This window comes from Acidocella aquatica (assembly GCF_030160635.1).
Taxonomy (GTDB): domain Bacteria; phylum Pseudomonadota; class Alphaproteobacteria; order Acetobacterales; family Acetobacteraceae; genus Acidocella; species Acidocella aquatica.
The window spans coordinates 1-18,942 of record NZ_BSOS01000097.1; the positions used below are offsets into that span (position 1 = coordinate 1).

Below are 18,942 nucleotides of genomic sequence, written 5' to 3' on the forward strand. Positions count from 1 at the left end.
ATGTCCTGTCTGCGGCGCGGCCGAACTGATCCACGACACCCGCGACCTGCCTTACACCTACAAGGGTGAGACGACCGTCATTCCTGCGGTGACGGGAGATTTTTGCCCGGCCTGCGCTGAGTCGATCCTGGGGGCTGCGGAATCGGATCGGGTCATGCGCGAGATGCGGGCGTTTTCTAGGGAGGTCAACGCGGCCATTGTCGATCCGAACTTCATCGCCGCTGTGCGCAAGAAGCTGGCACTTGATCAGCGCGAGGCTGCTGAAATCTTCGGAGGCGGGGTCAATGCATTCTCCCGTTATGAGAACGGCAAAACCAAGCCGCCCTTGGCGCTGGTGAAGCTGCTCAAGGTGCTGGAGCGACATCCCGATCTGTTAAACGAGATCCGCACCGCCTGATGAGCGGCGCAGGTCCCTCACAAACCTAGTGGCCCGCGTCATTCGAACTGATGTTAGAGCCTCTTGAGCTTGATTCGGGCGTCGGCTGTTGTGAATTGTCCGTCGGCTTTAGTTTGATGTTTGTTTCTGTTTTGCTCCCATGCGGCAATCTCCTTGATCAATGATTTCTTGTCGGAAACACGGCGATTCAAACATCGGGTTGAGAGAACGCCGAGTTCTGTTTCAGCCAGGTCGAGCCAGCTGCCATGCTTGGGGGTGTAATGCCATTCGAAGCACTCGACGAACCGACGCGCTTCGGCGGATGGAAAGGCTGCGTAGAGCGACGCGGTGGTGTAGGTGCTGAGGTTATCCTGCACCAGCACGATCTTGGCAGCACCTGGGAAATGCGTGGATACGAGTTGGATGCCGGACATTGGCTTCTGTGATGCATCGCGCACTCGGCGCGGAAACCCTTACCTTCAGTAATCGCCATCGCTCTTATTGCCCGGAGTTGGCCGGTTGCGGGGATTCGGTCCAGACCGGCATCAAACAGTAATGCTGGCCTTCTGCGTCGGCGGCTGTGGATTTTTTGCAGGCCGCGAGCGCTGAGACTGGATCGTTATAGGCCATGAGCAACGCCCAATCCGCAGCGGCGTTCGGCCCGAACCTCATGGCGGCATTCGTCGTATTGCCGATAATCTCGCCTTGAGTCCGGCCCGCCGTGTAGCCCGTGCCATACGTCAGGCACCCACCAACCACCACCACCGCCAGCAAGGCCGCAGCCCCGCCAAGTATGGTCCGCAACCTAAGCGTTTTTTGGCGGTGTTGCATGGTCGTTTCAACCATGGCGACGAGTTGCGGCCCGAGCTGGTCGATAATCGCGGCGCAAGAAGCGTGCAGTTGCGGAAGGGCTTCGTTCGACACCGTTTCTTGCACGATCGCCGAGGCATCGTTCAGAACATGGGTAATCGCCCGGTGCGCGGTTTCAAACGCCTCGTAAATATCAACTTGCGTGTCAAAGGAGAACGCCACCGCCTTGAGGTAATCGGCCAAGGGATCATTTTTCAGGACGGCAGCAGCGGCGGCTTGCTGTAAATTTTGCTGTGCCAGCGCGATCTTCTGGCGCAAGATTTCATGGCGCGGCGGGGCGGTTACCGAATCCATGATCCGATTCCTTCAAACCGCCGATCCATCGTATCCATCCACGCACGGACCCGCGCGGCATCAAAAATGCCGAGAGGCGGTGAAACGAGGCCGTCCCGCGCATCGTGAAAAAGGCAGCGGCGGATTTCGACAGCCTCCGCCGCGAATAACCGCGGCATCCAGACTTGAACGCTCGACCTCGCCAATTCCGCAAAGCCTGGCAGGGTCGTAATTCGCGCAAACGCCTCTCTGCGCGTCGCCCCCGCATCAATCGCGACCTCATTCAAGACCAACGCTTGGGCTTTTGCGGAAAAGCCGCGTGAGGTTAAGGTCAGTGCGGGTATCAAATCCTCCGCTTGGGTGCCGAGCATGTAGAGCATGACGGGCGCCAGGCCGGACGCTTCGATTTGTGACGCCAGCTCCGGCATTTCGCTCGCCAGGGTGCGCAGTGTCGTATCGCCGCCACCAAGATCAACAATGGCGGATTGCCGGTTCTTAACGCAATGCTCCATCAATTGTTGCAGCCAACGGGTAACGCCGGCCGGATTGTCCGTTTCGGGCCTCACCACACCCTCAAAATATTGAGAGAAGCTGGCATTACTCGGATCAATATCGGCTAGAATCGTTTCACCACCGCTCTGGACGGTTTTTTCCGCGATCCACCGAAGTAGCGTGGTTTTGCCGGTTTTGCCGCGACCAGCCGCGAAGATGATTTTGGGCTGACCACTAAGATCGATACCTTGCTCAATAAGGGGTTCCGGCTCTTGCTTGGGGGCCAGGGCGGTTAAATCAACCTCCCTACCCCTGACGGCGTTTGAGCCGGGCGTGAAGGGCGCTCCGGCTTTTGGCTTGGGTAATCCGGTTGAAGGTTTTTGCGGGTTCGTATCGGGCATAATGCGTTCCTTTGCTGTTATCACGGCACCAAAGGTTGCGACTTCAGTACATCGAGAGGCGGCGCTTCCATAGTGTTCAGCGTCGGTTGCCGTGGGCTATCGGGAATGCGGGCTTCTGCCCGTGAATCCCGTTCAAGATTGCTGGCATTGCTCACAGCAAGAGCGTCATCCGGGCCAGCCTTGGCCGCGACACTCATCCAATAGGCCGACGCGGCTTTGTCGAGGTTAGATTCGATTTCAGACATTGAGGGTTTCCTTTACTTTGGTTGACTCGGTTTAAAAAATCGATTGGCCTCGACCCTGTCTGTCATCTCCGGCCGCCGAAAATAAATTGGCCGGCCGCAGCGCATTGGCGGAGCACCACGAATAAGAACAAACATCTCATCGTCCCGGCAATCGTGCATCAACTCTGCTTTGCGAATAAGGGGGCGCGAAATCTCATGCGAGTTGGTTGTCGAGCCACGCGAGCGGTTGCCGGTCTCAAAGCCCTTCCCAGATGTGCCGCTATTCACCCCTTCCGAACTGGCGATGACGCCATACGTGCCGCAGCTATTTTCCAATTCCGTTGCGGTATCCAAATCCTGCACCGCGGCATAGCAGCGATAAGAAACGCCGTCATACCACGCGCGCTTGCCTTGCTCGCCCCATTGATCGATAATCTGCCCGGTGGATTGATACAGCAATTGCATCGTGATTCCGTATTTCCGGCCAGCATCGCGCGCGGTCTCCAAGATCTTCATATAGCCGAGGCGCGCAGCTTCATCGAGAAGATAAAGTATCCGCCCCGCCACATTGCCATCCGCCTCATACGCCGCGTTCAGCAGCGCGCCGATGATGGTTCGAGAAATACCGGGCGTGGTTTCCAAGACCTTTAGCGGCATTTTCAGGAAAACCGTCACCTTGCCGTTGAGCAGATCCTTTGTTTTGAAAGTGCTCTTGGAGACAAGCTTGGCATACGCCTCGTTCGCCAGCCAGCCGGTCAACTCGGCGGCATTGCCGATCACCCCGCTAAAAGTTTGATCTACCAGCCCACAGAGCGAACCGGCGTGCTGGCGGGCGTAACTGTTCGGGCTGGATTCATAGATGCCGCTCAGGACGGCGCGCAAAACCGGCATCGGCTTGGCGATGGCATTGCGCACCGAGGTCAGGGTTTTAAGCTCGGGCGGCGTAGCCGGGTCCGCAAGAATATGAGCCGTCAGGCAACGCACGACGTTCCGACCCATCTTGTCGAAAAACCCGCCATTGCCGGGCAGGTCTTTGGGCGGATCGCCACACACCCATGTCACGATTGATTCAATATTGGTCGACGCCAGCGGTGAATTTATATCGATCCATTCGAGGACATTGAGACCCACATCCGAGCCGGGTGAAATCTCATATACGGTATGCCCCATCTTGCGGCGGGCCTCGCGCACCATCGGCGCGATTTCTCCGGCAGGATCGAGGATCACCGCCGAACCTGTCCAATAGAGCAGGGAGGAAAGCGCCGACATTGTTTTGTACCCGCCAGGGCCAATTACCATGAGGGAATGCGTCGAGCCTTCCTGGCAAGGGTCTATCAAAAGTGGAGCCTTACCCCCCTGCCCCCAGCTTTTTGGGCTCTCGGGCGAGAAAGGCACCTTCGCCACCTTGTCCTGATCGACCCGGTACGCTTCGCCAACCACCACCCCGCCGAATACGGAGTTCGGCCCCGAAAACCGCTGCTTTGCGCGTTCCATGGTAATCCAGTCGGCATGTCCATGATTATCCGTCACCGCCAGCGGTGAGCGCACCAGGCCGCCGAACAGAGGGCGACGCAGCTTCGCGCCCGTCAGGCGTTGACCGCGTGTGACGATGGCAATCAACATGACAATGGGCGGCAGAGCCCCGGCCGCCGCGCCAATCTTGAGCCAGATTGCCACGCGCGGATTGCCGTCAAAACTGAAGAAATACAGCCACCATTGATAAAACGGATGTGGAAAGTAATGCAGTAAGCCAGTGCCGAACAAGAAAACCATCGAAGCGACGACGGTCCAGGCGATCCCCGCCAGGATGACGCCGAAGCCTGCTTTGATAATGAATTGCCCGGTTGCATCCGAGATGGTCACGCTCATGGCAAATTCTCCTTGGTTAAGCCGCCAGCATCAGGTCGGCGGCATTTTCTCCCCGGCGAGCGGCATCCGGCGCGAACCAGACCTCGCGGATTTCATAGAGGGGGCCTTCATTATGAAAGGGGATAATCAGATCGACCGCCGAGACCAGAAAACTGATGAGCGTTTTATCGTCCCACTGCCCGCCTTGGGGACTGCCTTTGACCAGCGCGAAGAGCCGCTTAAACGCTTGCTCCGCATTGCTGCCGTGGATCGTCGTGATGCTGCCGGGGTGGCCGCTGACAACCTCATTGATATAGGTCCAAGCCGCGTCATCACGGAGCTCTTGCAGCAAAATGCGGTCGGGCTTCATGCGCAGGCAGGCTTGCAGCAAGGTTTCCGCCGTCACGCGGGACTGCCCGATATTATCCTTCGAATAGAGCAGCCGGACGTGATTCGGTTGGGGAATCACCAGCTCCAGCGTGTCCTCGATCGTGATCAGGCGTTCATGCGCGGGGATGGCGCCAATAAGCGTCTTGCTCATGGTGGTTTTGCCCGAGCCGGTGGCGCCACAGAGCAAAATCGTCAGCTTCGCCCTGACAGCCATCTCCAGGAACGCTCGCAGATTGCCCGAATCATAAAGCCCGAGCAGTTCGCTATAATCGCGCAAAGCCGTTTGCTTGCGCTGGTCCCATTGGTTCCAGCGGCCGGACTGGTAGCGTCCCGTCACCGCGGCGAGCGGCGATACCGTGCTGCCCGGCTTGCGGATGGTCATACTCACCGTCCCGGCCGGCACCGAGGGCGGCAGGCAAATTTGCAACCGCTCGCCACCGGGCAATTCCGTGGCGCAAAGCGGATTGCGTGCGCCGACATCCTGCTTGCGCAGCGCCCCGGCCAGGGTGGCGATGTCCTCCAGATCAAAATAATCCAGCGGGATCGCCTCAGCCCGGAACACGCCTTTCTGCCGCACGAACAGCTCGCCAGGCTGGTTGATGCAGATTTCTTCCGTGGCGGGGTCATCCAGCCAGGGTGCAAGCGGTTTCATCAGGAAATTGAGCTGTAGCGCCGCTTCACCCGCCATAACCATTCTCCGTATTCTTCACCTGAAGCTGATAGACGCTGGAGAAATCAAGATCATGGGCAACGATGAGAGAAACAGTGTCACCCTGATTTTTGCTCAATGTCGGGGCGATGTTGATGCTGTTTTCCAACGCCGTATTGGCAATCTGCTGGCCGTTGCTTTGTCCGGCATAGACAAACCCAGAAGCGGCGGCCTGCGTGGTGGAATTAGACCCTCCCTGCCCTGCGGCTTCGATGGTCGCAGCTTGCAGGCCACCTTGTACGAGGGTCAACATAAGCGCCCCCCCAAAGCGCTGCCAGAAATGATTGTCTACAGCACCCGCCAGGCCAGCCCGGCCCAGCTCATCGGACCCCGGGGAGTCGAGCGTGACAATCACATGATCCGGCGTCTCGGCGCGGGTCCAATCCACAAACACCCTGTCCTGGCCCTGCAACAGGCCGGTTTGAATCTGCCCGACGATTTTGGTGCCGCGATCGAGGAGCACGACGTCCCCCGTCGAGCCGCGTATGTCGAGCGGCACCACGCATGTCACCAGGCCTGGCAGCTCGCTTTCAATGGCGGTTTGCAGAATGCAGGGGATCATCGTGCCTTCGGTGATGACCATGGCCGGGTTGCGCAGCACGCTCGCCTTTTCTCCATCCATGACTGTGGCTTGCAGCCGGGCGGCGAGCGGTGATTTATCCGTACCCGGCAGCGTGGAAGGGCCATCCGTCTGGGCCGCATCCGAGGGCGCGGGCGCCGATGCCGGTGGCGCAGGTGGGACCATATCGTCGGCCCCCGAAAATGCCATGATCGGGGCCTGGGCCGGGCTTTCATGTTGAGAACCACCCAAGAAGGACGATGACGAACTTGCCGGCGAAGGTTGCGGCAAATTGGGCGTTGCCGGTGCCGGTACGGCCGCCGGTGGTTGGATATACGGCTCACCGCCATTGCCATAGGCCGTTGCCGCCCCCACGGGCTGCGTGGCGGCCCGATGGCTGTACAACGCGTTAAACCATATGAACCCGAGCACCACGACGCCAATCAGCACCATGATGCCGAATTTGGTGCCAATGCTCCGCTCACGGCTAGGCGCGCCTGCGACCGGCGACCTACCGTCGTCAATCGGCGATTGGGCTGGGTCGCTCATGGCATATCTCCCGTGGTCTCACTTTGGGAATTGGGATCCTTGATGACCCGCGTCACCTCGGGGCTTGTCGTGCCGGTGCCTGGGTTCTGGCCGACCGTGTTGTACGCAAGATTGTAGATATTCAGCACCGTATTGCCATCGCGGAGCCGGAATTCCCGTGCGGTCTCGCCAATCTGCACGGTGCTGCCATTGACCGAATAGGATGCCGTCGCTTCCTTCCCATCGGGATCAATAACGAAAATCCCCGGAATACGCTCGTTCCCCGGAAATTGCAGAACCGTCGAATAGCCGTTGTCCCACACATTTGCCGGCGTGAGCGACGAATTTCCTTGTGCGACATACTGGTAATTGCGGGGGCCGATAAACGGGTTTGTCCGCTGATTGTCGAGGATTGAATTGGCTGCGGTGGCTTGCGCGCGCAAAAGCGCGGTCTGATTTAACTTTGCCGTTTGTGCCGCCTCGGCCGCCGCCCTTGCCGCCACTGCCGCGGCTTCATCGGCCGGGTAGGTAAACTGCACGGAGAAGAATACGCCATGCGACCCGTCCGACGTGCTTGGTGCCGATACCGTCTCGATTTCAAAAACATAGCGCCGCAGCGTACCATCCGGGCGCTGCGTCAGCACGATCACCGGTTGCAAGGTCAATGGCGCGCTGGGTTTCAAAAACAGGTAATTGCCTTTGGGCACGGCGGCCAGATGGATCGTGTCCGTCTCAGCCACCGCGTTAACCGTCTCATTCGGCGCGAAGGTGACGACAAGCGTGGCGCCGACAATGGTGGACAGATGAACGACCTGGCCAGGGTTATAGGCAACATACCTCATGCGGGTGTCATAGCTGCCGTGGAGAGGTGTTTGCTCCGCCTGTGCCAGAGTTGGCGCAATGGCAGCCAGCAAGGCGCCCGACAATAGGAAAGCCCGAACGCGGCTCATGGCGCGGTGTCCTCCTCGATCTGATAGCTGGTAATGACGATACCCCCCGGATCATTCAGGCGTTCTGCGGCAGGCATCGTGTCGACTTGTTCAAACTGCTCGGTGGCTGTCCATGTCGTGATGATCGCCGCGTTTCCCGTGGCGTTTGCATAGACGCGCTGGAACCGGACCTGCGCGACATTTGGTCCGATCAGGGCCACGGAAATCGCCTGCACTGTTACCACGCCATTTTTGCCTACAGTAACCTGCGGCGATTGCGGGTTTGTATATTGGAACCACTGTTGATAGGCGGCGCGGGTTGCCGCGTCGGACATTCCGGAGACGATGTCCCAACGATATTTCGCCGTGTCGTAGGAATATCCCTCCCGCTCGTTCACGTATTCCCAGAGCGCCGCACGAATGACCGCCTGATTTGTGGAGGGGGGAAGCGTGGATAATGTTGGGGAGCTGTCAATCGTGCCGTCAGGGCGAATGACGAAATACACCGGCACCAGCTTGGTCAGGGGAAGCATTGAGGCGATTGTCCAGGCCTGACCGGCATTCGCCAGCAACGCAATGCACATGCCAATGACGAGACCTTTCGAGAGACGGTTCGCGGAACGCGCCCGAGCCTCTTGAAACGACGATACCTCTTTGTAGTGCTGTTCAAGCATCGGCGCTGTCAGAGGCAGGGAACCTGTTCGATTCGACATGATGGGCTCCTACTTGTCCGTCACAGCCGGCGGCGCAGCCAGGTCTTGCTGGGTGGGTTGCCAATGGCCCGCGTTAAGGGCGAACACCGGGCCATTGGCGACAGCCAACGAATCGCTGTTAGAACAGCCGGCAAGCAGGCCAAACGTGAGGACTATCAGAACCATTCGAATTACACGAACGGGAACTGTTATCACGGAAGGGACAGGTTTTTTTGAAAAGAATTTTCGATAAATAGCCCAGAACAGAACCAATAGAACCGGGAAATGTGAAATATTCTCGAGCACTTCACCATTGGTCATGATTTACTTCCCACCGGCGCTTTATTTGGCCGGACAGATTGAACGAGATTTCCGGCTCCCATCGCCGCTTGCGCCATTGCCATCGGACTAATGGACACACCGCCGCCAAGGAAGCTCGCGGTTCCAGGTAAAAATACCGAAATAAGGCTGCCAAGAGTCAAAAACGTAAGAAACTGAATGACGATCGTTATCGTATCAGTAATGGTGGCACCATTTAGGTTTGTCATACTCACGTTGAAGTATGCTCTGTCTCCGTCAATGATGATACTCAGAACAATATCCACGAGGAGAGTGAGAAGCGTCAATCCGATTAATTTTCCGATCCATCGATCAGCAACGCCACGTGTTGCGTCAAATAAATACCCCAAAAGAACAAATGGACCGATGCACACGATGATGTCCATCATTATTTTTGCCGTTTCATAGATTAAAAATGTGATGAAAATCGGTACGCTGATGAAGTCTTGAACTATAGCCAACTCCACGGAGTACAGAACGTTATAGAAATTTAAATTTTTATGAGCTTCCAGAATCAGGATGTTTGCTTGATCCCAAATCGCATCAAATTGGTGAGCTGACGGCTGAGTGCCAGTGATACCGAGAAATGAGGTCGATAGCCAATTCGGTAGTCCGGTCGTGAAAAACGTGACTACATATTCATTATACAAAGTCGTTGACATCAGGATGCCCACGACAAGGCTTATCCGAATTATTCTTGTTACGCCAGAACGAACGCTTACATCACCTCTCATTACCAAAATTCCTGTGACGATGATCCATAATACCACAAGGGCAGTCAAAGGGCCTTGAATAGCCGACATCGCCGCATTGACTGTGCCGTTCATCCCGTTGGTAAATGGCACCTGCACGGTTTGATCGAATACAAAGAAGGGTCCGAAGTCATCCGCGCTTGCCATTTATAACCTCACTGACCTTTAGAGTTTCCGTCAGGGCGAGACGACCCATTTTTAATGGCGGCATTCTCCATCTCGGTTTCAGAAATAGTGCCGTCGGCGGAATACGCATTTTGGCAGGCTGCTTGCGGCAACGTGGCGGCATCACCAGCACATCTGGCTTCATCCTGTTTGAGAATATCGGGATGCGCGACGTACCATGCGGCAGTATGAATTATTTGTGCCGGTGGAGACGATCTGACCATCGCTGTCTCATCGGACCGTCGTCCTTGATGACCAATGATCAGAATTGCGCCGCCACCGATGGCTACTGCAATTATGGCAATACCGATTGTTAAATTTATTGCTTGGTTCATTACTGATTCCCGTTTTCGGCGGCGGCTTGCTGCATTTCATTTTCGCTATTCGAGGCATCTTTTTGAAATTCCTCTTGATCTTGTTGTTGCTGTGACGCTTGTTGTTCGGAAGACAATACCTGAAGATTCGCGGCTTGCGCCTGCTGCGCCTGCACAAATTGAGATTCAGCGGCGATGCGGCCATTGATCGCACTAACCTGAGTGATGGAGGTGGCCGCATTCAGATCTGCTTCCAGATCCGGCAATTCCTGCAAGCGTTGCTCGATCGCTGAAAGATTGGTGGACGCAATGCCTTCAATATTGGCGATACTCTGTCCATTCGCATTGAGCTGAGCACTCCCAGGAGTTCCAGAAGGGGCCGAGTAGATATGATTTTCATTGTAGAAAGTGGTCGCTGCGGCAGAGCCAGCACTTTGCCCCCCGACAAGACCGGCGAGGGAGTTGGCCAGCGGCATCGGGTTTTCAATGGCAGAGTTTTCCATGCCCGTTGCCATCCCCAATATATTCGTCGGATTTGTGAACATCTGATAGGTTTGCTCAAGCTGGGTAAGCTGCGCCTTGAGCTGTTCGACGGCCACAATGGCTTGCGCGGCGGTCTGGACATTTTGCGCCAGATTGGCGGAGTCAATAACCGCAACCTGTGCTTTCGCCTGCGGCGCCAGAGTCAGGCTGCCGCTGAGAATGGTAAACACGAATAGATACTTCCGCATAGCCTCTCTCCCTTCAATCCGTGGCTTCGTGGTAGCGCTGCAAAAATTCCGGCAGCCACCTATCTGGATTTTCCCCGTGTTGGCGCCGGAGTTTTTCGGCGAAGCGCACGGTATTCGCCCGGCCCGAAAGGACAGCGACATATTCGCGCATGTCGCCGAGATCGAATTCGCAGATGACGCTGCCCTGCTCGCGCTTCAGCAGAAACCGGCGTTTACCGATCAGCATATCCTCGCGCACGGCCCGGTACTCGCCCTCCGTGCATTTGAGGCCGTTGATATACACAGCATGGTCCGCGGTCGGTGACGCATACAGAATTTTTGTCTGGCATTGCGCCACGATCGACGGACCGAGCGAGCTTTCAAGAATATGTTCCGGCATTTGCAGCGCCAGGAAGACCGCACCGTTGCTCTTGCGCACCGTAAGCAGAAGGTTATCGACCACAGCGGCGAATTGCGGGTTTTTCAAGTAAAACCGGAACTCATCGATGGACAGCACCACGCGGCGGCCATCGAGGATCTGGGTCACGCGGTAGAGCAGATAGGCGCCCGCGGGCGCGCAAACCTCCTCATGTTCCAGAAGCTGGGTCATGTCGAAGCCGGTAATCGCTTCGTCGATCGTCACATCGTCGTGGTCCCCGTCAAAGGCCCAGCCGAGTGAATTGCCCCGGCACCATTTCTCCAAACGGGGACCGCAGCCCATCGGGTCCGAATGCCCCAGATATTCGCGCAATCCGGCGAGGGAGCGTAATTCCACCGGCATGCTCAGTTGTCTCGAAATCGCCCGATCCAGCCGCTTCTCTTCCTCGGGGCTGAGCGTGCCCTTCTCGTCGCTTTGGATGAGCGCGATGATCCAGCCCCGCAGGAAGTCGGCATCCGCCCTGGTGTTCTGCAGGCCGCGCAGTGGCGCCATGCCGGAGGCCTCACCACGGCGCAATTCGAGATAGGTGCCGCCGCTGGCACGGACCAGCAACTCGCCGCCCCGGTCCTTATCGAAGAACACGACCGAGCCGCGCACCCCCGACTGTTTGTTTTCCAGGATCATGGACTGCTCGAACATGGCCAGCAGAAACATCAGCAAAGCCGTTTTGCCGGAGCCGATCGGGCCAAAAATGATGGTCATGGCCACGTCGGCGACATGGGGCACATAATCATAGGCCGTGCCCCCATCGGTGCGGAACCGGGCAATCGGCCGGCCCCAATGGCCATAACTCTGCCCTGTGGGGAAATTATCCAGGCTCGACAGGCCGGCGAAATTCTTGGAGTTGATATGGCCCGGCCTGGTACGCCATTCTAAATTACCGGGCAGTTGCGACCAGAACGCCGCTTCCAGGCCGAGCCGTTCCTCGACGACCACGGCCCCGGAGTCAGCCAACCGGCCGCGCGCCCGCCCTGCCCTGTCCTCAACCTCGGCCAGCGTGTTGCCATAGACGGCGAGGGTGAGGTGATGCGCGCCCATGACGAATTCATTTGAAGATAGCGCGTCAGCGGCCTCTTCCAGGCCCGCGATCTGGCTGGATGCCTTGTCCTGGGCGCCGACCATCTGCGCTGATTTGAGGGAGAGTTTATCCTGCGCCTGAGCCCGCGTGACAAAGGCGAAGGATTGCGACAGCACGAGCGGGAACGGCGCCGATAGCAGCGTGTTCAACATCCCAGGCCGGGTTTTGGCCGGATACTCCCGGAAAGAGAAAATCGTCCCGAATATGCTCTTGTCCGGCGCGCGAATCTCAACCCCGCGACGGCCACAGATCACCCGATCGGTGTATATGGAATCGCCCAAATGGCCCGACACAATCGGCACCCGCAGGGGCCGGCCCGTAATGATGAGGCGCAGGGCCTCCGCGATTTCGGAAAACACGATGCCCTCATGTTCATAGACACCGAGGCGGCGGACATTGAAGCCCGCCAGGCCATTTTCCAGCACGAACCATTGATCCTCCAGCTCGCGGGCCAGCGTCTCCGAGGACGTCGGAAATTTCTTGCCGAATTTGTTGACGCGCTTGGCAAACCCGGTGCCCAACGCGCTGCGCGGCAGGACCAGCAGGCTGATATAATAATCATTCCGGTAGAGCCGATTTTCCAGAACCGTTTGATGATAGGCGGCGTCGAGGTCTATGCCGAACCTTGACCGGAAATGCCGCGGCGCTTCGGCTGAGAGATCGGGATGCCGGATCAAATGGGTGTAAATAACGACGTTATCGTCGGCCATATTCCGAAACAGCGTATTGAGTAATCGCAGCCGGGCATTGCGCGCGGCATGATCTTCCAGCTCAAACGCCGTGCCCTCGACATGCGCCATCGCCAATAGACCACCATTGGCCAGCAACACGGTTTCGGGGGCGATATGCCCGATATAGCTCAGGTATTTTTCGGCGCCGCGCTCGGAACGGCCATGATCACCCAGCATCGACCATCCCCCGGCCACGGTTGCGGATGCGGATAGGGAAGGGTGCGACCGATGCACCGCCCCATTTTTTGCTATCAACGGAGCGTCCGGCGGTTCTCAGGTAAAGCAGAACGACGCCGATGGCGTTGTAATCCCGCGCCACCACTTCACGGGTGGCGTAAAACAGCGGGATCATGACCAGCAAGTAGAGCGGGTTGCGCATCAGCACGATGATGAAACCGGCCACCATCAGAAGGATGGCAAACACCGTCAGCGGCACGCCCATCACCATGGCGGGGCGCGTCGCCGCTAAATAGAGCGTGTCGGTTTCCAGCGGTTCCATCTCAGCCGCCGGTCAGCGTCTGGCCGAGATAGGAAGCGCCAAACATGATGACGATCCCGCCGACGACCCCGGCGATGACCCCCAGCGACGCGCGGCCGAACATGAAGAGGAAGCCGATGCCGATAATGCCGAGCACGGCGATGGTCTGGCCGAACGGTCCAAGGATGAAAGTGCAGATCGAATTGACCATCGTGGCCGGGCTCGCCCCACCCGTCACCGTTTGCGCGTAAGCCATGACCGGGCTCACGAGCATCACGGCGGCGAGCGCCAGGCGCTGCCAATTAAGTGAATTTGGTGCTGATCCAAAAATAATCAGCCGGGGTTTTAACTTATTCATCATGGAGACCTCGTTGTTGCCTGGGGTGACGAGCTGGCCTGGCTACTGGCGACAAGCGTGTCTGGTGCTTGCGCGGGTGCCGGGAGGCCCACCGGCTGCTTTGGGGTGTCGTCTGTGTCAGGGGCCAACGGCACCAGCCACGGTGCCCCGTGGCTCTGTGCGTAGGCGCCCGTGGCCGACACGTCCCAGGACGGCGGCATGTTCGGGTCCGTTGACGGGAATGCGCTCACCGCCGGGGCGGCGGCGGGAAGCGCGGACACGCTCCCGTTCGCCATCACTTTGCGGGCATACCCGTTCATGATGCCTCTGAGCGGCGAACCCGTATTGTACCGGGAAAGCGCCAGCAGTAGGGCGACCTGCGCATTGGCGCTGGTATTCCCGTCGCCGAAAGCCGCCCGCAGAACCGCGGCACCACCGGCGAGCGAGACGCAGGGATCAAGGGCGCTCGCCACCGTCATATTCAAGGCCGGGAGGTTGGCCGAGTTTATCTGCATCATGCCGATGTCGACGGAATCGCCGTGCGCGACCCAGGCTGACGCGTCCGCCAGAGCCGCTGGCGCATTGTCCGGGCGTTCACTCAGGCCCGTGGTGTTGTCATGCAAAGCCCAAGGATCGAAACCGCTCTCCGTGCGGGCAACCGCTGCCAGCGTTTGGGCGGACACGGAGGGTGCGCAGCGGGACGCTGTGGCCGCGAACTCAGCCGCGGAGAGCGGCGTTGCCCACGCGGGCTCGGGCGTCCCCCACGCCACCCCGGCCACGATAACGGCGGGGAAAAGATGGCTCAGGACGAGCCCGCGGGGCAGGCAATTTAGCGGTTGATGGAACGGCCCAAGCCTACTCGGCCGCTTCCTCTTTCTCAGCCCGCGTATCGCCCGGCCGGCGTCGTGTTGCTCCCGTCGGTTCGGGAGGGCGGCGAGGATCGCCCTCATCGTAGAGCGTGATCGGACCGATATAACCCAATTCGCGCAGGCTTCGGAGCATGCGGTCAAAACTCTTGAAGATTTTTGGCTTACCGTCATCGGTAAGCCAGGGGTGATAGCCCCGCAGCCCGGATAGGTTGACATAGAGCAGATAGTCGAATGCCGGGGTCCAGATTGTTGAGCGCCGGCCGCCAGGTTTAACAACGACATAGGCCCGGATGATGCGTTCGCCCTCGCGGAGGTGCGCTTCAATCTCAGGTTTATAAAGCCCCGTCTTATGCTTCCTCGGCCGCCCGCGTTTTGGCAATGGTTCCCCCGTCCTGGTCGATCAAGGACGAACATATACCAGTTTTTTAAAATGCAAGATTTGACCATGGAACACATTTGTTTGCGCACACCCCGAGCCTGTCTGAAGTCATGGGTCGAGCCGCAATCTGGCATGGCCAAAAATCGGAAATCAACAAATTTCCAGATAATTAACATATATAAATAAACTCTTGAGTTCCCGAACAATCTCTGGTGCGTCCGAAAGACATCTCATTATCTGGATTTTTACGAACAACCACCGCCCCAGAGAGCCGGAGCACTAGAGTTTCCTGAGCGGAGTGCAATCTGTGGTTTTGTTTTTTCTGGCTGGATAAACTTGTAATGACTCCAGCCCCAGCCGGAGTCATTACTCGCCGGTTAGATTCTCCAGCTCGGCCGTTGCCATGTCAACACGAATACGCCCGTTTTATGTTCCACCAGACGGGCTTGAACAGGCGCTGGAAATGTCGGGTCATCAAACTGGACTTTGAATTCAGAAATACTCCCAGGCGTCTTTGGCCAGACCGCCCCTATCTGGCAACCATTCGCGAAAATATGATGTGATACCTTGCATTTTCCATTAGACACCGGAACTGGAGAAAATATTAGTTCCGCAGAGAGCGTCAACGTTCGGATCGTCCCCCGGAACTCCCCTCCTGACTTTATGAATGTACCGATCTCCATGATTTTGATCTCCTTCCTCTATGAACTGCCCGAAAAGCGCAGCTTTTCGGGGCGCCTCGCGAAGGGCGCGGGAGGGGTGGGGATAAAATGCTGGCGGGCACGGCTGGGTTGCAAGAGAGGGCGGGCGTCAGCCCCCTAATCGCGCGGCCCGCCGTGCTGTAGGCAGCGCTTTTCGGGGAGGGTGAGGGCAGCGCCCTCCCCTCCCGCGCCTACTAAATTCGGGAATTTTAACATTATGACGGAATATAAATGTGCATTACTCACCAAATCACCGCTAAAAGATGACGGTTCTAGGCGTTTAGTTGTAATCTTCTACTTAACCGCGAGAAGGAAAAAGTGACATGGCCGATATAAACCAGGTCGAGCTGTTGGGCCGGCTGGGCAGTGACGCGGAGATTCGCACCACGCAATCTGGCCGCGACGTAGCGAGCTTCAGCATTGCAACCGATACGGGTTGGTATGACAAAGACAAGGGTGAGTGGCGCAAGAATTTACACTGGCATAAGATCGTCACTTTCCAGCCTGGCCTCATCGGGGTGTTGCGCGACAAGGGGAAAAAGGGCGTCCGCGTAATCGTCAACGGCGAGCTCAGTTACCGTGCCTGGCGCAAGGACGGTGAAACCACGGACCGGTCAGAAGCCGAGATCATTGTCGGCGATGACGGCGGCATCAATTTTATTGACCGCGACAGAGCCGAATCCGCGTGAGCGCCCTCCAGGGATAGCGGGGCCAGCGGCCGCGATGAGCGACTTCATCTATATCGCTTTTGATGCCGGCACCGGGCGGCCGTTGGCGCACGCGTGCAAGGCGATTTACGCGCTTCAAACCGCCGATGCCGTGATGCCGGCCGCCGCGATTTATATATTGCAGGCAGGCGCATCTGGTCCCTGGATGTGGGCCGAAAAAATCCCGCTTGAACGCGCGTGCACCCTGATTCCTGCGACACCTGTCGGGATGCGATGATGTTTAATCGCCGGCATTCTTCTTCTGTGAGTCTGGTTGAGGTTGCTTCGTATCGAACCGCAGAGCCGAGCGGCCGGACCCAGCTGACTCATAGGATTCTGCGGGCCTTACGAACGGCGCAGAGATTTCCGAAAATGTTTGGAATTGGGGCACGTCATTCGCGCGTCCGTTTTGGTCTGATGGCCGGAGATTTTGTGCCATCCAAAGTACACACTCGCCATGACTCGGCGAATGATGTGAGCCTTCAATTTGGCGTGCAAGTCGCAATTGCGATGCAGGCGTCAGCAACAGATGGAGATGACTGACCCAGAGCAACGATAGCCCATAAAAAAATCACCCCGCCGAGGGCGCCAACCCTGGCGGGATCGATTTTCCGGAAGACCGGGAGAAAAGGGAGACCTCAACATCTCCAACTTCTCCCATCTCCCGAAAAAATGCAAGCCAAATCTTGCCGTGGCAAGCTGCGCGCAAAATCCGGTTCGCACGATCCTTCCTGGCCGCCCTCGATGGTTTAACCAACGAGGACATAAACGATGAACGACGCCTATAGACCCGATTTTAGGCCAAAACCCGAGGACGGACGTGTGCCCTTCCCTGCCCCATCCGCGACGGCGCTCCGCGAGGCAACGGCGGCCGATGTCTGGTTCCACCAGGCCGTCGGTGCCGCTGGCGAAATCCTGTATCGTGACCGGCCCGGAATGCCGCATCGCGCGCCGCATGATGCCCAGGTTTTTGCGATGGCGCACGCGGCCAGACCGGTGGCCAAGGGGCGCATCTTAAGCATCCTGGTGGCGGCGGGCCAACTTGCCCATATGGCCGACGACGCGCCGCTCTCGGATGGCGCTGCCCGGTTGCTCGCCCGGCTGGTTGCCCTTCTGGACAGGATGAGATGCGAGCGTGGCTGGTTTCAGGTCACGGCCTGTAATGCCACCCTGGCCCAGGAAATGGGCAAGAGCAGGCGCACCATCGCCCGCTATCTCGCCGAATTGCAAAGCGCCGGGTTCCTCTACCGGCATTTTACCACCGGCAGCATTGGCCTGGACCGGCCCGCCATCGACCTGGGACCGTTGGTGTACCGTCTGCCGGAGCTTGAAGCCGCCATCGCCGACCGGGCGCTCTACCGCTCGGAGGTCCGCGCGGAGCGCCATCGATGCGCCACGCTTTCAGAAAAGACAGGGGGGGGATGACAAAACTGGCACCCTTAATACAAACGATTCTGAAGATAACAAAGAATCTGTATTTTCCTTGAAGGAGCGCGTAGCTGGGTCTGTTCAAGGACAACCGCAACCGTCCGGCGCGGTGACACCAAATTATGGGCCACTCGGCCGGCCAAAATGGATACCAAAGACCCACCAGGTGGTCGATGTTTGCCCGACGCTTGCGGCCTATCTCTCAAACCCTCATCCGGCATGGAACGACCTGATCGACGCGGCCTATGTGCTCGCCGCACAATACGATCTCAGCGACGCGATTTGGAAAACCCTCTGTGGTGGGCTGGGCCGCGAATGGGCGGCGCTGACCGTGGCGATGGTGGCGGAATTGCCGGCCGCGACGTTCACACGTTGCGCCGCACCGCGGATTGAACAGCGCCGGGCCAGCTATATCGCCGGTATCGCGCGCAAACTGGCCAAAGGTGAGGAAGTCAGCATCACCGCGAGCTGGTTCCGCCATGTGAAACGCAGTACCGAACCGGCATTGGTGGTGCGCAATTAGGGGCGGCCGGGAGCATGGCCGTCGCCTACCGTGCAGGCGACAACCAGGAAGGCGGTAAGATCTAGCGGAAGTCCCGCACTTGCGCTGGTCCAATCGGTTCTTGGTGCGAGTAGCGAGAGACGCCTTGGCTGGACGTGGCATTCTCAGTGAAGACGTTCCGGTTGTCGATGCGGCCGTAGCCCCATCATTTCATGGGATTGATATGGCCGGCCGCGCCGCAAAATGCTATTCACGCTCTATGAAAGCGAGCATCTACACGATGGCTGACGGCCTTTATCTGGCGGTCCTGGATAACGGCCAAAGGGTTATACGGGACAGCCTGTCAGACCTCGCGAGCGTATTGCGCGGAAAGGGTGTGGCGTCCGAGAATCTTCTCTTCGGGGACTGGTTGAATGAGGCCGAGTTATTGGCGCCGACGCATCGGGAGATGCTGAGAAACATGATCGCTGGACCATAGATAGCGCCTGCTTCGCCTACATATCAATGGACCAGACCTGCACACCGTCACGCTCAAACTGCGGCCGAGGCTGATTTCCGGGAAACAAGAGTGACATAAAGAATTCGCGACGGGTTTCCGGCCTGGCCGTCAGCGTGACGAGGCCGGCCGCCGTTTTGGCTTCATCTCCACCGGCGGACCGTAAGCGGTGCTCGACGGCCCTTCTTCCCGGAAGATATGGAATATGATTCCCCGTTTTGAGGCA

26 protein-coding genes are annotated in these 18,942 nt (G+C 58.0%); 6 read left to right on the forward strand and 20 right to left on the reverse strand.

Annotated features, from left to right (window positions below; translation table 11 throughout):
- Positions 1-397, forward strand: a 397-nt coding sequence (locus QQJ84_RS17860) for a type II toxin-antitoxin system MqsA family antitoxin (protein ID WP_284257445.1), incomplete at its 5' end; no start/stop codon positions are given.
- Between the two features lie 53 nt (positions 398-450).
- On the opposite strand, the gene QQJ84_RS17865 is transcribed toward QQJ84_RS17860, so the two are convergent.
- From QQJ84_RS17865 to QQJ84_RS19535, 19 genes are all read right to left on the reverse strand, one after another.
- Positions 451-810, reverse strand: coding sequence for a transposase (locus QQJ84_RS17865; RefSeq protein WP_284259689.1), 360 nt, complete (start codon positions 808-810; stop codon positions 451-453).
- Between the two features lie 64 nt (positions 811-874).
- Positions 875-1,540: a hypothetical protein gene (locus QQJ84_RS17870; protein WP_284259690.1), complete on the reverse strand. Its 666-nt coding sequence runs from the start codon at positions 1,538-1,540 to the stop codon at positions 875-877.
- Positions 1,528-2,412: a zeta toxin family protein gene (locus tag QQJ84_RS17875; protein ID WP_284259691.1), complete on the reverse strand. Its 885-nt coding sequence runs from the start codon at positions 2,410-2,412 to the stop codon at positions 1,528-1,530. Before QQJ84_RS17875 ends, QQJ84_RS17870 begins: the two co-directional genes overlap by 13 nt.
- A gap of 20 nt (positions 2,413-2,432) precedes the next feature.
- On the reverse strand, positions 2,433-2,657 hold the full coding sequence (locus QQJ84_RS17880; protein ID WP_284259692.1) for a hypothetical protein: 225 nt from the start codon (positions 2,655-2,657) through the stop codon (positions 2,433-2,435).
- Positions 2,658-2,669: 12 nt separating this feature from the next.
- Positions 2,670-4,505: a type IV secretory system conjugative DNA transfer family protein gene (locus tag QQJ84_RS17885; protein ID WP_284259693.1), complete on the reverse strand. Its 1,836-nt coding sequence runs from the start codon at positions 4,503-4,505 to the stop codon at positions 2,670-2,672.
- 16 nt (positions 4,506-4,521) lie between these two features.
- Positions 4,522-5,562 (reverse strand): P-type DNA transfer ATPase VirB11, encoded by a 1,041-nt coding sequence (virB11, locus tag QQJ84_RS17890; RefSeq protein WP_284259694.1) that lies wholly within the window; start codon positions 5,560-5,562, stop codon positions 4,522-4,524.
- Positions 5,552-6,691 (reverse strand): type IV secretion system protein VirB10, encoded by a 1,140-nt coding sequence (gene virB10, locus QQJ84_RS17895; RefSeq protein WP_284259695.1) that lies wholly within the window; start codon positions 6,689-6,691, stop codon positions 5,552-5,554. Before virB10 ends, virB11 begins: the two co-directional genes overlap by 11 nt.
- Positions 6,688-7,620: a TrbG/VirB9 family P-type conjugative transfer protein gene (locus QQJ84_RS17900; protein WP_284259696.1), complete on the reverse strand. Its 933-nt coding sequence runs from the start codon at positions 7,618-7,620 to the stop codon at positions 6,688-6,690. Before QQJ84_RS17900 ends, virB10 begins: the two co-directional genes overlap by 4 nt.
- Positions 7,617-8,312, reverse strand: a complete 696-nt coding sequence (locus QQJ84_RS17905; RefSeq protein WP_284259697.1) for a type IV secretion system protein VirB8 — start codon at positions 8,310-8,312, stop codon at positions 7,617-7,619. The genes QQJ84_RS17900 and QQJ84_RS17905 overlap by 4 nt, the downstream gene beginning before the upstream one ends.
- 9 nt (positions 8,313-8,321) lie before the next feature.
- Positions 8,322-8,612, reverse strand: coding sequence for a type IV secretion system lipoprotein VirB7 (locus tag QQJ84_RS17910; protein ID WP_284259698.1), 291 nt, complete (start codon positions 8,610-8,612; stop codon positions 8,322-8,324).
- Positions 8,609-9,529 carry a type IV secretion system protein gene (locus QQJ84_RS17915; protein ID WP_284259699.1) on the reverse strand — a complete coding sequence of 307 codons (921 nt, stop codon included), beginning with the start codon at positions 9,527-9,529 and terminating at the stop codon, positions 8,609-8,611. The genes QQJ84_RS17910 and QQJ84_RS17915 overlap by 4 nt, the downstream gene beginning before the upstream one ends.
- A gap of 8 nt (positions 9,530-9,537) precedes the next feature.
- Positions 9,538-9,882 carry a hypothetical protein gene (locus QQJ84_RS17920; protein WP_284259700.1) on the reverse strand — a complete coding sequence of 115 codons (345 nt, stop codon included), beginning with the start codon at positions 9,880-9,882 and terminating at the stop codon, positions 9,538-9,540.
- Complete coding sequence (locus QQJ84_RS17925) at positions 9,882-10,592, reverse strand: type IV secretion system protein (RefSeq protein WP_284259701.1); 711 nt, start codon at positions 10,590-10,592, stop codon at positions 9,882-9,884. The genes QQJ84_RS17920 and QQJ84_RS17925 overlap by 1 nt, the downstream gene beginning before the upstream one ends.
- A gap of 13 nt (positions 10,593-10,605) precedes the next feature.
- Positions 10,606-12,996: a VirB4 family type IV secretion/conjugal transfer ATPase gene (locus tag QQJ84_RS17930; protein WP_284259702.1), complete on the reverse strand. Its 2,391-nt coding sequence runs from the start codon at positions 12,994-12,996 to the stop codon at positions 10,606-10,608.
- Complete coding sequence (locus QQJ84_RS17935; protein ID WP_284259703.1) at positions 12,986-13,318, reverse strand: type IV secretion system protein VirB3; 333 nt, start codon at positions 13,316-13,318, stop codon at positions 12,986-12,988. Before QQJ84_RS17935 ends, QQJ84_RS17930 begins: the two co-directional genes overlap by 11 nt.
- A 1-nt stretch (position 13,319) precedes the next feature.
- Complete coding sequence (gene virB2 / locus QQJ84_RS17940) at positions 13,320-13,658, reverse strand: pilin major subunit VirB2 (protein WP_348522692.1); 339 nt, start codon at positions 13,656-13,658, stop codon at positions 13,320-13,322.
- Complete coding sequence (locus QQJ84_RS17945; RefSeq protein ID WP_284259704.1) at positions 13,655-14,584, reverse strand: lytic transglycosylase domain-containing protein; 930 nt, start codon at positions 14,582-14,584, stop codon at positions 13,655-13,657. Before QQJ84_RS17945 ends, virB2 begins: the two co-directional genes overlap by 4 nt.
- Entirely contained in the window at positions 14,490-14,882 is a 393-nt protein-coding gene (locus QQJ84_RS17950; protein WP_284259712.1) for a hypothetical protein, read from the reverse strand. Before QQJ84_RS17950 ends, QQJ84_RS17945 begins: the two co-directional genes overlap by 95 nt.
- A 377-nt stretch (positions 14,883-15,259) precedes the next feature.
- On the reverse strand, positions 15,260-15,565 hold the full coding sequence (locus QQJ84_RS19535) for a DUF736 domain-containing protein (RefSeq protein WP_408862242.1): 306 nt from the start codon (positions 15,563-15,565) through the stop codon (positions 15,260-15,262).
- 341 nt (positions 15,566-15,906) lie between these two features.
- Between QQJ84_RS19535 and ssb the strand changes: the two genes are divergently transcribed.
- From ssb to QQJ84_RS17975, 5 genes are all read left to right on the forward strand, one after another.
- The gene (gene ssb / locus QQJ84_RS17955; protein ID WP_284259705.1) at positions 15,907-16,272 is read left to right on the forward strand and encodes a single-stranded DNA-binding protein; all 366 of its coding nucleotides are present in this window, start codon (positions 15,907-15,909) and stop codon (positions 16,270-16,272) included.
- A 34-nt stretch (positions 16,273-16,306) separates the two neighbouring features.
- A complete protein-coding gene (locus tag QQJ84_RS17960; protein ID WP_284259706.1) occupies positions 16,307-16,528 on the forward strand; it encodes a hypothetical protein in 222 nt (73 codons plus the stop codon).
- 533 nt (positions 16,529-17,061) lie between these two features.
- Positions 17,062-17,715, forward strand: coding sequence for a helix-turn-helix domain-containing protein (locus QQJ84_RS17965; protein WP_284259707.1), 654 nt, complete (start codon positions 17,062-17,064; stop codon positions 17,713-17,715).
- Positions 17,716-17,884: 169 nt separating this feature from the next.
- Complete coding sequence (gene repC, locus QQJ84_RS17970) at positions 17,885-18,241, forward strand: replication initiation protein RepC (RefSeq protein WP_284259708.1); 357 nt, start codon at positions 17,885-17,887, stop codon at positions 18,239-18,241.
- Positions 18,242-18,365: 124 nt separating this feature from the next.
- On the forward strand, positions 18,366-18,698 hold the full coding sequence (locus QQJ84_RS17975; protein ID WP_284259709.1) for a hypothetical protein: 333 nt from the start codon (positions 18,366-18,368) through the stop codon (positions 18,696-18,698).
- Positions 18,699-18,714: 16 nt separating this feature from the next.
- Here the strand turns inward: QQJ84_RS17975 and QQJ84_RS17980 are convergent.
- Positions 18,715-18,942, reverse strand: a 228-nt coding sequence (locus QQJ84_RS17980) for a hypothetical protein (protein WP_284259710.1), incomplete at its 5' end; no start/stop codon positions are given.